Here is a 13,221-nt window from a genome sequence, read left to right as displayed (position 1 = left end):
ATCGAATGACATGAGTTTCATCTACGAATCTCCCGATGGTCGAAACGGGTTACTCAATTCCGAACAGAACCCTCAAAGTAGAGCGATGCGTCTATTCTCGATGATGATTGCGGTCGGTTTTTTAGTTTCCTGCTCTGGAAAGAACGGAAATGCCCCCGGTGTGCCAGGGAATGTGGCGGGATCGGCTTTTCCAACCAGCGAACTCCAATCCGTTGACACAAGATCCGCTCAGGGCGTTTTGAGGCACTATCGACCGGATGTGAAGAGCACGCAGGCCTGGTTGGGGCATGAATTCATGGTTGGCGAAACGCCGATTCTACCGACCAAGTTCGTACCATCAGAAACATTGAGAGGGATGGTCGGGCGAACCGTGATCGTGGAAGGCGTATGGAACTCGGGCAAAACATGGAGTCAACCTACACTCACCGACGACGATGATTTTTCGCAAAATCCGATATTTGCCGAAGATGCCATGGTGGTCAGGGGATCGGGGATCGAAGTCCGGTCGGTATCGGAAGTCCACGCATCCGATGCAGCGATTTCAACAACAAACGCTGATGAAAAGTAGACATTGCGTAATCGGGTTATTGGTCGTCTGTATGAACCAATTGGATCTCCGTATCCGGTAGCGAGGGTTGCAATGTGTCGACGCCTTCTTGGGTGACGGCGGTGCGGGTGACGATCAAGTTTTGTAACTTCGTCAGCTCAGTGAGTTCCTTCAGTCCGGCGTTGGATATCGAGGTCGAACCGAGGTGCAAGAAGGTTAATCGGGTTAGTCCTCCGATCGTCGGGAGTCCGGCATCGGTCAGTCGGGTGTTGTCCAAATTCAAGGACTCCAAGTTGACTAATTCGCCGACCGGTTGAAGACCTTCGTCGGAGACATTCACACGCCACAGGTTCAGTTTTTTCAGCGTTGTTACTTTTCCGAGCGGCTCCATCGCGTCGTCGGAAATTTGGGCGCACTCGCTCATGTCGAGCTCCTCAAGTTTTTGCAATTTCGGCATGGCGGCGATTGCCGGTGCTCCGATCTGTGTTTTCGCGACCCGGAGTTTCTTGAGGTTGGGCATCGACGCCATGATCTCGATGGCTTCATCACCAATGGTCGTTTCGGCCATGTAGAGTTCTTGCAAACTATTCATGCCACGAAGTTCCTCTAGGCCCACTTCGCTAACCCACAACGAGTCGAGGCTCAGTAGCTTAAGGCTTGGTAGCTTGGCGAGGTGTTTCATCCCATCGTCGGTCACATTCGTGGCACCGCTTTTTCCCGACAATCGCAACGCTTTGAGCTGTTTTAGATTGTCTAGATGAGCGAGGCCCGCGTCGCTGATGCTGCAATCACGTAGGTCAAGTTGCTGCAATTGCGACAGCTTGCCTACCGCGACCAAGGTATCGTCGGTGACTCCGGTTTCGCGAAAATCCAAACCGATGATCTGGCCCTGGTCTCCGCGGCGAATCTGTTCGGTGACCGCTTCGACTACCGCGACCGCCTCCGCATCGTCCGACGGTACGGTTGCCGCGGGTGCGGAAGGTGTTGTTGTCGGTGTGGACACGGATTCGGGTGCAGTGATTGGTTGTCGATCACATCCGATCGTGATCAGGGCGAAGGCAACGGTAAGCAGAAAGGGTTTCAAGGGAAACGTTCCTCGGGCTACTGAAAGAGACAAATACGATATTGAACCGGCGGCTTTTACACTCCGGATCATTGAAAAATGGTGATGTGATCGTTCACTCGAATTCAATTCAAGCAAGCGGCGAGACTTCCCAGCCTGGGCGGTAGTCCTTGTGGATGAACGCGTCGGCTTGCGGGCAATCGATCGCTTTCAGTTCGGAGGCGTTCCAGTTCAACGTTTGGCCGGTTCGATAGGCCACGTTACCCAACAGCACTGATTCGGTTAAGGCCCCGGAGTAATCGAAGTTGCAAGTTGTGGGTGAACCGTCTTTGCACGCCTGGATCCATTCGGCATGATGGCCGACGGAGTCTGGGATTGTTTTTTCGGGCGGTTGGAAGTCGATGAACTTGTCTTGGGGAAAGAGTTTGTAGTTCGTGTAGGTGGCGAACAGTTTGCCTTCGCTTCCGATAAACATCACGCCGCTACCAGGAACACGTTCGCCGGCGACTTCTCGCGGGCATTGGTCGCCGTCGTACCACGTCAGATTGACCGGCGGCAGCCCGTCGCGCTCGGGAAATTGGTAGTTGACTTTCAGTCCCAAGGGGCAAGTTTCTGGATGAACTTCGGGGCCTTCCGCTTGACAAGAGGTCGGATGCCGCAGTCCCAAGGCCCAAAAGGGCAGGTCCATGTAATGGCAGCCCATATCACCAAGGGTTCCTTGTCCGAAGTCCCACCAACGTCGCCATTGGGCCGGATGATAACGGCCGTTGGCGTAAGGGCGTTCGGGCGCGGGGCCGAGCCACAGATCCCAGTTCAAATGCTCGGGCACCGGATCGGCTTGCTCGGGACGATCACCGCCACCCCAACCTTTTCCCACCCAGACGTGGACCTCGCCGACATCGCCGATCGCTCCGCTTTGAACGATCTCGACCACGCGGCGGTAGTTGTCACTGGCGTGGATTTGTGTTCCCAGTTGAGTCGCGACTCCTTTGGCTTTGGCCGCTTCGGCGATCATGCGGGCTTCGGCGACCGTGTGCGTTAGCGGTTTTTCGCAGTAAACGTGCAAGCCCGCTTTGATCGCACGCATCGTCGCCGGAGCGTGATGGTGGTCCGTTGTGCCGATCACGACCGCATCGACGCGAGAAGCTTCCTGATCGATCATCTCGCGATAGTCAGTAAACTTGGCTGCGTTGGGGAACCCGACGGCGGCGCGGTCCAAGTAGGTTTGATCCACGTCGCACAACCCAACGATGTCTTCGCCTTGGACCCCGTTGATGTCTGCGGCAGCCCGGTTGGCCGTTCCGATGCAAAGGATCTTCAATTTCTCATTCGCCGACGAACTGGTTTCTGCTTGCGTCTCGCTGAAAAAACCTCCAGCAATCGTCGCGAAACTGCCGCAGCCGATCGCGGAGGTACGGATGAACTGGCGTCGATTGAATGTTTGCATGATGGATCCTGGTTCTGTTAGTTCTTAAGGCGGCTACGCCGCAAGCATACAAGCCCGACGCGCAAGCGAGTGGATTCGCTGGTATCAAAAAGTTTGGAACGAATTCCCTCGCTCGCGCGTCGGGCTTGTATTAATTGCGTTCAAAAAACACCAAACGCGGCGATAACTGATGTAATACGGGTGCGTATTTTATCTGAGATCATCGATGCTGTGTTGCGGCTGATAGTTGTTGTGCGACAAAGCTGGTTGGCGGGGACTCGCTTGAGGAGTTGGAACAGAGATTGGAAACGGGAGGCTGAGCCTCCAAGGCAGTGCGTACCCAGGCGGGAGCCTGGGCACGAGGGATTCGGGTGATTGGTGAACTATTTTGGTTGAGACAGCAAGTTGTCGGGTAAGGTTTCTGGCCAATCGCCTGACAGGGTGAGCTTGCGAACGCGGCACTGACGTTCTTTCTCACACAGCAAACCAGGGCGTCGGTCCAATGCCATCGTAACCCGTGCGGCCGGTTGTTCGTTGACCGTGATGACGACTTGTTCACCCTGGACTGTTATGCGGACGGTATTCCAATCGCCGGGGCGGAGCGTCAAGTTGCCGTCGACGAGTATCTCATCAGGATCAAAGTCTCGTTCTTGCTTGGTTGACTCGGCGGAAACTTCCGGACGGATACGCGTCTCGAACGAGCTTGATTGCGGCAGCCAACGTAGTTGGATGCCGCTGGGGCGCACCATCATTGCTACCCGGCCCATCGTCGGATGGACTTCCATTTTCTCTGGATCGTACCAGAATTCGTAGGCGAAACTTTCGCCATCGAGAAGTGGCCGTTGGTAATGCACGTGAGACGTGGCGGCCTGGTTGTATCCCTCATCGAGAATCCGGTTTCGCAATTCATCCTCGACGACAAGCCATCGCAAGCTCTTGGCGGCTTGCTCGGCTTGCTCGAGTCTTTCTTTGGTGAGCGATTTGGCGTTCTGGTCCGAGGTGAGTGGTAAATGCAGCGGAGGCAACGCGGCACTCAAGATGTGGGAAGACCAACCACGCAACCTCGGATGCAACAGATCGACTTGCCGCGGGATCGTCGGGCTGCCGGAGATGACGAAATCAGACGCTTCGCTGGTGGAGCCACTTTGCATGTAGAGGCCGACGAATGGAAACGCTTGGGATCGCTCATCGACAAATAGATCTTCATCGTCGGCCCGAAAGGTGATCTCATCACCTCGATGGATCAGTTCCATTTTAACGGGTTTGTTTTTTTCCGTCTCGGCGATGTCGCGTTGGACTTGACCACGACCAACGAGCCCGCGAGCGAATGCGAGTTTGGTGAAAGTCTGAGTCATGTAGGCGATGCCATTGGAGGTAACCGAGAACGCACCTCTGATCTGCGGACGCTGGACGACTTGGAATGAAAAATCGCCAACCAGAGGATACTTGAACATCATCAGGTTTACGTCCAGTCCGCCACCGTACAGCAGCGAACCATCATCAACCGCCCATTTAGGCATGTTGTGTTGCGTTACGGACGTGTACGGCAAGGGAGTTTGGTAGGCGACCCAATGGTCTAATCGCGTGTCGGTTGCTGAAGTGGCGGCAAAGGAGTCGGTGATTCGGGTCAAAGCTTTGTTGTAGTAGCCCGCCCTGTTTCCCAGACGACGTTTTCTCGCATGAACGATCAAATGATTGTAAGCCGTTTTGACAGCGTCTCGCATCGAATCGACATCGTACGCCCGCACCAGGAAGATGGTCGATTCGTAAGGCAAGGGTGAGTCGACGGTTTCTTTTGGGAGCGTGTCTTTTAGTCGCTTGGACATGCGTTGCAGCACTTCGCCAGCCGCGTCGTTGCGGCCGTCGGCTAGCAACGCGAGCCCGATCATGGCGTCGGCTTCGTCACCGGGCGTCACGACATACTTGGTCAGTCGGGTGATCAACTCGTCGGTTTGCCCACATTCGGCGGCCGTGACGGCCAAGGCCAAACCGATCGACTCGAGCGGAACATCGTCGGCGGCGATGACCAGGTTGCGAGCCTGAGACAACGATGGTGCGGCCTCGGCGAGAACCTCCGGCGGTTCGGCGTACACCGAATAACCGACCATCGGTATTAAACCTTCGCCAGCAACTTCTTGATTCGAATCTCCGAATAATAAGTAGGAGAGGTATTCGAATCGCGTTTTGGCATCTGCTCCGGCGATTTCAAGCGTTGAGAACGCGTTGTTATTGGAATCGGATTGCCGATGCGATTCGATGATCCTTGGACGAGATAATTCAGCCGCGATCAAGAATCGGCTACCGGCTATCGCCGAACGGGCCAAGTTGCTCGCGGCGTAGGCGGTTTGTTGTTCGGCCAAACCGGATTGGTTGTATCGAGAATAAAACTGGCGAACGCTGCCGAGGTACAACTCGATCCATTCTCGGACTTGGTCGTCGTTGAGGTCTGCGTTGCGGACCGTCTGGTCGATGATACGACGCCAATGGGCCATCGCTTGGCTGATGGCGTTGTCTTTGCCGGCGAGATGCAACAGGTGCCGCCAGATCGACTGAACTTGCGGTGTCTTTCCTTCACGCTCCTCGAGTCGATACGCGACGTGCAACAGAACATTGGCGATCGTTTGATTGTCCAAACTCGCTTGGGCAGACATCTCCGTTGTCGGTGACGGAGTCGCCGCATCCGCGGGGCTTGTCTTGCCTTGGGCAGATGCTTCAACGATGCCGCACGAGGCAAAAAGATCGTCGATCGCTTTGGATAGCAATGCTTCATCGTCTTGTGCGGCGGCCGTTTCGAAAGAGATAAAATCGATCAGCGGTTTTGACAGGACCGTCTCTCTTCGTTCGGACAAACGCGACATTAACTCGTCAAGCTTTCCGGCCGCCTTGGCTGCGACGACGAGCGTTTGGGCATGGCCGGCAAAATTAGAGGCTTTCTCCTTTTCAGCAATCGCAAAGGGAGTGTTTTGAGTGGGACGCATCAAATCCCTCAGGTACGGAAAAACTTCCTTGTCTCGCTCGATTGGCATCACGACGGAGATCAACATTTCGTACGCGGACTCGGCCAATCCATGATCTTCTTCCAGTGCGGGAGTCATGGTTTCCAAGACTCCGTGCACTCGCCGAATGATCGCGTCGAGTTCGTTGGTGTTGGGTTCGCGGTTGGATGAACGATTGCGTGTTTGCAGCATGAAAGTTCCGCTGGCGTCATCGCCACCGATCGTCCGCAGTGGCGGACCGCCACCGAATGCCCGGCCGATCGCATCGATCGCCACCGACCAAGCTTCCGCCGCGACGGCCGTTTCGGCCACGCGGACGCAATCTTCCGCCGCCTCCGCGCCGAGTACCTTCGGCGGAGTCGTCGCCGGTGCGGCGCGATCCAACAACGCTCGTAAGATCGCTTGTTTGCCCTCGTCGCTATCGGCGTCGCTTTCGGAATAGCGGATCTTGCCGAGCGTCAAGGCTTCAGCGATCCCTTTTCGTTCTGACGCGTTGGCCAGCGCGATCAAACGGTCGGCCAAACGACCGGCTGCGGTTTTGGTTTGTGCGTCGTTGCATGCCAACCCGACCAACGCCGGTGAGACCAACGCCAGTATGTTCGGGCTCGGGATTGCGGTTTTGCCCTGCGGTTCGACCTTCGGGACGATCTCGCACAAACGATCGAAGTGCTCTGGTGCAGTGTCTTGTTCCGTCGCGATCGCGATCAACGCTCGCATGCCGACGAGCGAAGGATCCTCGGGCGTTTCATTGAGCCGTTGGGCTAGTTTCTCATCAAATTCGGCCATCATTTCGCGACCCGGTTCGCTCTCGGCGAGTTTTCCAGCCACGATCGCCGCAACGCTGCTTTGTGATGGCTCAAGATCCGTCGTCAGCGGCATCGGCCATAGTGCGAACCCGGTTTCGAACTCTCGCTTTTTTGTGGAGTTGGTGGTCGATCCAGGGGTACTAAAAAAAGATGCGACCGGTTTCGATGACGGCTTGGGTTGTTTAGCGGCCGGCTCAGTCTTTTGTTCGATCGGCGGTAGCGACAAGTATTCGGCGAAGTCATTCTCGTCCAGCTTTTTCAAGGTCGCGGCGAGTTCTTTTTCAAAGATCGCTTGGTATCGATCGCCGCCACCCCAGTTCTTGGCGGCTTGAAACCGTTCGGGTTTGGATAACGCTTCGGCGTAGATTGGAATGGCGGACACCCGAGAACCAGATCGGACCAATTTGCTCGCGATGCTTTTGAACGCTTCCAAATCTTGATAATCACCGTAGCCGGGGTTGTATTGGTTGTCTTGGCTGTGGTCCGTGTTGGCGTACATCTCCAACAGTTTCTCGCGAGCCTTGTCCTTCATCCCGGCGGCCACGTAGGCATCGGCCAAGCGTGGATGCATTGAATATTGGAACTGACGCATTGTGTTGTTACCTTCCGATGCGGCGATGCCCTTCTCATAGACCTCAACGGTGATCTGCGTCAGTTCGGTTTGTTTTTCAAGCACCTGGCCGATCTGCCACCACATTTGATACGGGATTTGATCATGCCCCATTTCCATCATGCGATCCAAGGTCGGCCGGTACTTCGCCTCGGGTTCGTCACCGATTCGCGTGGCGACCAACATCATTTCAGCGATCGGTGATCCGGCCTCGGAATCTTTTGCTTTAGGCATCTCAATGCGTTGAAGCAAGGCGGCTTGGATTTCGGCTCGGAGTTGATCGTGGTTTCCGAGCACCTGCAAACACGGGTCGATGATGCCGTAAAAACGACCATCGCTGCCGTAGGAACCGCGTTGCCAGACTTGGCTGCGCGGATCGAACGTCTCGTCGCTCGTCAGGACTCGCCGTACCGTATCGACGACCGCCTCGGATTTCATGATCGCCGCGTCGCGGATGACAGTCCGCAAGACGCTTTCGAGGTCCTCTACCGAACACTCCTTTAACACTTTTGCCAGGAACGATTTCTCAAACGGACCGGGCGTTTGATCGCCGCTGCGACCGCGATTGACATCGACGAGTTGGCTGAGCATGTATCCTTGAACGGACTGCAGATTCAGACCCATCAGTTCTTTGTAGGCTGGTTCGCGGTCCTTGCACTGGCCGATGCAATTGGTCATCACGTAGTAGCCGTTGTTGAGTAAACCGGGTTCCTTCACGGCGGCAATGGCAAACTTCACAGCCGCCTCGTCGTACTTTCGAGCGGATTGCAAACGCTTGGCCGTTTCCCATAACGTCTTGGGGTCGTTCGGCTCTAATTTAGCAATCTCTCCGAAAACCTTTTCGGCGTCGTCTTTGCGACCGGCGGCGGTGTAGAGCTGAGCCAGTTCGGACTTCAGCGACAGTGATGTCGACGACGACGCGACCCGTTTTTCCGCCATTTCGATGATGGCGTCCAAACGTCCGCCACGGCGCAACATTTCCACGGCTCGGCGGCGGTAATAATCTTCATTGGAGTCGCCTCCACGGCTGAGTTTTCGCATCGCGCTGTAAGCGATCTCGGCGGCGGCGTCGGTGTCGCCATTGGTCACGTAACGATCGGCGAGCGAAAGCAGGTCACTGACCGATTGTCCGCCCCGGCGACGTGACCGCTGCAGCACGGCGGCCGACATTTCACGCATGCCCAGACGGGTTAATTGGTCCGCCAACGCGAGTTCGGTTTGTACGTCCAGCCGCATACCGAAGAGTCGCTGCGCGGCCGTTTTGGCACGGTCCAAGTTACCGAGTTGCGACGCGAGATTCATTGCCGCAAGTTCGCGGATTTGCAGTGTCGATTGATCGGTCGGGTGGATCGAATCGAGTGCCTCGAGTGAGGCTTCGGGCATCTTGAGCTCGGCCGCCAAACGAGCCCGCTCGATCCACCAATCGTTGTCTTCGGGGTCGGCTTCGGAGAGTTGGATGATCGCGTCGTACGTCTTCGTGATCTCGCCGTCCCACCAATGGGAATAGGCGACCAACACGTCACGCAGTTCTCGTTCGGTGGCGGCCAATGAGGATTGCCCGGCCAACACCAAGTCGCCGTCTTTCCAATTTCGCCTCGCCTTCTCGAAAAGATCTGAACCGGGATTAGCAAAGCCAGATTGGGCGAGTGCGGTGACCAGGTTCGATGGAAGTCGGTCACTCGCCAGTGGCACTTGAAGTTTCAGTTGTTGATACGATCCATTGCGGTTGGAGTACGTGTTGACCAAACCGAGCGATGAGGATGTCGACCGCCGAGACCGACGTGTGTTTTGATTCACGATCGCTTGAAGCGCAATCGTCAAATCGGCGATGGACAATTGAGTCGCTTCATCAATCTCCGCAATGTTGGCAAACTGCGCGGAGGCTCGGCTCATCGCGTAGGCGTCGTTCGCTGAAATCGTCGGTGCCCAACCGGGCAATTTTTTGATCACCCCATCGAGCAATTCGGCGGCTTTGCCCGTGTCTTGGAACCGGGCGGCGATGGACACGGACGCCATCGCATCCTGCAGCGTGTCGGTCGACATCGGGAACGAATCGCGAACGCTCGCCGCTATTTCTTCACGACCTGATTCTTTGAGTTCATTGTAAAAGTGTGACGCGGTGTAGCCCTGAACCGTGTTGCCGGTGAGGTCCTTTTCATTGAATCCGGCCACGACGTTTGCGATCAACTCGATTCGCTCATCACTGAGCGGTTCGATGTTGACTTTGGACGCACCCGATCGCGTCTGTCGTGCTCGGAGACTAGCGCGGCTGCTGAGAACCCGGTACAGCATACTGGGCCGGAACGAGGGGACTTGTTCGATCAATTTCCAAGTCGCCGTTTCCAGATTTGGCTCCAGTTGCGACGTCGATCGTGATTCCAATGATGGGCGAAACGACGCGAATAGATAAAAACGCTTCAGCCACTCGATGTCGTCGGTCACGCTCACTTTATCTTCATCATTCAATCCCTCGATCGTCGCGAACTCATCGAGCTTTCCTTGCTTGGACGCGATGATCATGCGATACGTTTCGGCAAACAGCTTGGCGTGCAACACGTCTTCGGGATCGATTCCCGAAGTCTGCGACGAACTGAAGTTCATCCGCGCGTATTGGCCGAGTTTGTGATAGCGGGCCAAGCTGGACATGCCGCCGACGTATCCGATCCATCTTGACCCGTCGTCGGATTCGCGGTTCGGGTAAATGGCGTTGGATGATGTCGATGACGACCGTGCCCGGGCTTTCGCTTTCTCGATCATATCCTTGCGTTTTTCGCTAAGCACGTCGCCAGGCAGATCAAGATCAATGACTCTTTCGATTTCCTCGAGTGCCTCGTCGTAGCGTTGGCTTTCGATGAAACCAGCGATCAAACGCGGGCGGACTTCCCACAATCCCGGGTCTTTTTCCAACGCCAGTTTGCAAAACCGCACCACCGACTCGCTTTCCTTTCGGATCAAGGATCGATCGATGATGTCGATCATCGCTAGCGGATCGGTAATCGCCTGCATCCGTTGCAGCGTCGCTTCGGCTCGGTCCATTTGGCCGCTGTTGATCAACAGTTTCAATTCGCGATTTCGGTTCTCCGGTGTATCGGCGAGTTTGGTCAGTTGGGCTTGATACTGCAGCGCCGTTTCCAAGTCGTCGGCCGCTTCGGACAAGTCGACCAATTGGGCGATCAGTTCCGCATCGCGGGGATTCTCGGCCAACAGCGGTTCCAATGTCATCCGGGCGGCACCGAGATCGTCCATCGAACGATGAGCTTCGGAAATCAACAACGTCGCCGTGCGCATATCGGACGATTCCCGCCCGCGCAGTTCCAACCGGCTGAGCAACCGATCGAAGTCGCCTTTGCGACCATAAAGCGAGGCGAGCGATTTGATCAAACCGCGTTGCTCGGAGAGATCATCGTTGTCTTCCAACAGAGCCCAGTACAACTCGATCGCTTCGTCGGTGCGGAACCGATCGTCCAACGCCGACGCGAGTGCCCGCCGTGCGTCGCGATCGCGAGGGGCGGCGCGGAGAGCCCGGCGAAGTTTTTCAATACCCTCGTCGTCACGGCCGACTCGGAAACACTGTTCGGCGTAAAACCGGTACGACTCGGGATTGCCCGGCCCGGCTTGGATCAATTCCTCAGCTGCGGACAAAGCCAGTTCGACTTGGCCGAGTTCCATGTGCAAGGACGCGATCCGTTTCAAGTAGTTCGGCAGGAACCGCGGATCGACTTCCGCGAGACGTCGATAGATCGTGATCGCGTCGGCCGAGCGTGATGATTTGCGATACAGTTCTGCGGCGACTTCCATGGCGGTGATGTCAGCCCGGTCGGCTTTCATCGCCGATTCGATCGCGGCGACCGCGTCGTCGGTTCGCGCCGACGCGTCCAGCATCAACGCCAATCGCCGGTAGTCTTGAGCCGATCCCGAGGCTTCGGCCGTTTTCGAGGCTTCGGCGGTCCGTTCTTCCAACGTTCCGCTGCTGGCGTAAACGCCGATCCGTGATCTCAGCAATTGTTCGCGTTCTTCCGGTGTTTCGGCGGCTACCTCGGACGCGTCGAGTTGCAACATTGCCTCGTCGTATTGTTCCGCACGTGTTAACAGTTCTGTGTACCGGAGTCGATGCGAAAACGTCGGGTCCAGTTCGATTGCTTGGGCGAAGGCGTCGAGTGCCTTGTCCGGATGATCGAACGTGTTGAGCACTTCGGCCAAACGAATGTAATTGTCACGCGTCCCTCGTTTACCTTCGGCGATCGAATTCCACGTCGTCATCGCTTCGTCTTGGCGGCCGAGTCGATGCAGGTACTCGCCCAAGTATTCGCGATACTGCGGTTGGTCGGGAGCCAATTCGATCGCCCGGTTGTACATCGCGATCGCGTCATCGACCCGTTCGATTCGCCGCATCAAGTCGCCGACTTGCGCCGTGATGACCGCGTCGTCCTTGCGGGCATCGGCGAGTTGTTGCCAAACCGCCGCAGCTTCGTTTTGACGAGCCGGCTTGTCCTGGGTCGTGTCTTCCAGGATCGTGTTGCCGAGCCGGATCAGGTAATCCGGGTTCTCGGGATCCTGTTCGACGAGCACCCGCAATTGCTCGGCGGCTTCGGCGGTCTTGGCGGTCGCTTGATACAAGTCGATCAGCGCCAACCGTGGCTCGGTTTCGGTCGGTGCCAACTCGACCGTTTCGACGAGCGTTTTTTCCGCGTCGGCCAACAGCCCGGCCTTGGATTGGACTTGGCCAAGCCGCATCCGCAGTTCCATCGCGTCGGGTTGTTTTGCGAGTTGGCCCGCGTAGTAATCGGCCAACGCAGCGTAATCACCGCTGCGCAGGAATCCGGCCTCGATGCGTCGCCGGACGTCTGAGTGCAGCCAGCTCGACGGCCGCAATCGGCTCAAGATCGCTTCGAAATCCGCGAGTGCTTCGTCAGATTTTCCGATCCGTCGTTTCAATTCGGCGGCGGCAACTTGGTAACCGATGCCGCGCGCGTCGCCTGAAGCGGAGGTTTTCTTGGCGAGTTCGAGATACCGCTTGAGGGCTTCTTCATTCTGACCTTCTTCGGCCAATGTTTGGGCGATTTGTTCACCAACGCGGGTGTCGCCGGGGAAGGTTTGTTCGAGGCGATTCCAAACCGCGAGCGCCTTGTCGGTTTGTTGACTCCGCCCATAAAGCCGGCCCAGTTCGGTGAACACGGGTAGGGCTTCGTTGCGGGCGGGTTTGCGATCGATAGCCCGTTCAAATGCCTCGGCGGCCGCTTCGCCTCGGCCGACTAACAGCAACGCTTTCCCGAAGTGATAGCTGGCCATGGCATCATCGGGCCTTAGTTTTTCGGCGCGGCCGAGCGATTCGGCGGCTTCGGCGTCGGTACCGCGTTGCAATTGCAACAGCCCCAACAACATGGCCTTCGCGCCCGCATTGTCGGTACCGGCATCAACATCGGTTTTGAGGTTTTCCAGCATCGCGTCGAGCGTACCGGCTTGAACGTGGTACCCATAAACGCGGTCCAGAGCCGTTCCTTGGGCGGGCCTTCGTAATAAAACCTGCATGAATCTTTCGGCGATCTGGGCTTCGCGATCGGCCGCCGCCGAATCTCCGGGTTCTTGGCCCGTCACCACAACAACCGGCATCACCAAAGCGAGCGCGACCAGAATTTCGAGGAATCGTTTTGCGACCATCAGTAGATTTTCCATACGGGACGGACAATTCGGATACGCTATCGGAACCGCTGGCCCGTCCGATTGCAACGTTTGGGGGCCGCAAGGCCGAGAATTTTTATCTGAGGAATGTACT

At 56.5% G+C, this 13,221-nt stretch carries 4 protein-coding genes; 1 reads left to right on the top strand and 3 read right to left on the bottom strand.

The genetic code is table 11. From position 1 onward, the window contains the following. Nucleotides 1-10 precede the first annotated feature (10 nt). Nucleotides 11-568 (top strand): hypothetical protein, encoded by a 558-nt coding sequence (locus Pla100_RS10610; protein WP_146577654.1) that lies wholly within the window; start codon nucleotides 11-13, stop codon nucleotides 566-568. A 16-nt stretch (nucleotides 569-584) separates the two neighbouring features. Here the strand turns inward: Pla100_RS10610 and Pla100_RS10605 are convergent, their stop codons facing one another. The 3 genes from Pla100_RS10605 to Pla100_RS10595 form a co-directional block, all read right to left on the bottom strand. Continuing rightward, nucleotides 585-1,631 (bottom strand): leucine-rich repeat domain-containing protein, encoded by a 1,047-nt coding sequence (locus Pla100_RS10605; protein ID WP_231602933.1) that lies wholly within the window; start codon nucleotides 1,629-1,631, stop codon nucleotides 585-587. Between the two features lie 109 nt (nucleotides 1,632-1,740). Next, the gene (locus tag Pla100_RS10600; RefSeq protein WP_146577652.1) at nucleotides 1,741-3,057 is read right to left on the bottom strand and encodes a Gfo/Idh/MocA family protein; all 1,317 of its coding nucleotides are present in this window, start codon (nucleotides 3,055-3,057) and stop codon (nucleotides 1,741-1,743) included. Nucleotides 3,058-3,419: 362 nt separating this feature from the next. Continuing rightward, nucleotides 3,420-13,106 (bottom strand): tetratricopeptide repeat protein, encoded by a 9,687-nt coding sequence (locus Pla100_RS10595; RefSeq protein WP_197167827.1) that lies wholly within the window; start codon nucleotides 13,104-13,106, stop codon nucleotides 3,420-3,422. Nucleotides 13,107-13,221 lie beyond the last annotated feature (115 nt).

The organism is Neorhodopirellula pilleata (assembly GCF_007859915.1).
Classification (GTDB): Bacteria; Planctomycetota; Planctomycetia; order Pirellulales; family Pirellulaceae; genus Rhodopirellula; species Rhodopirellula pilleata.
The sequence above is the reverse complement of the archived record's forward strand: the minus strand, read 5'-3'. Positions and strand labels throughout refer to the sequence as shown.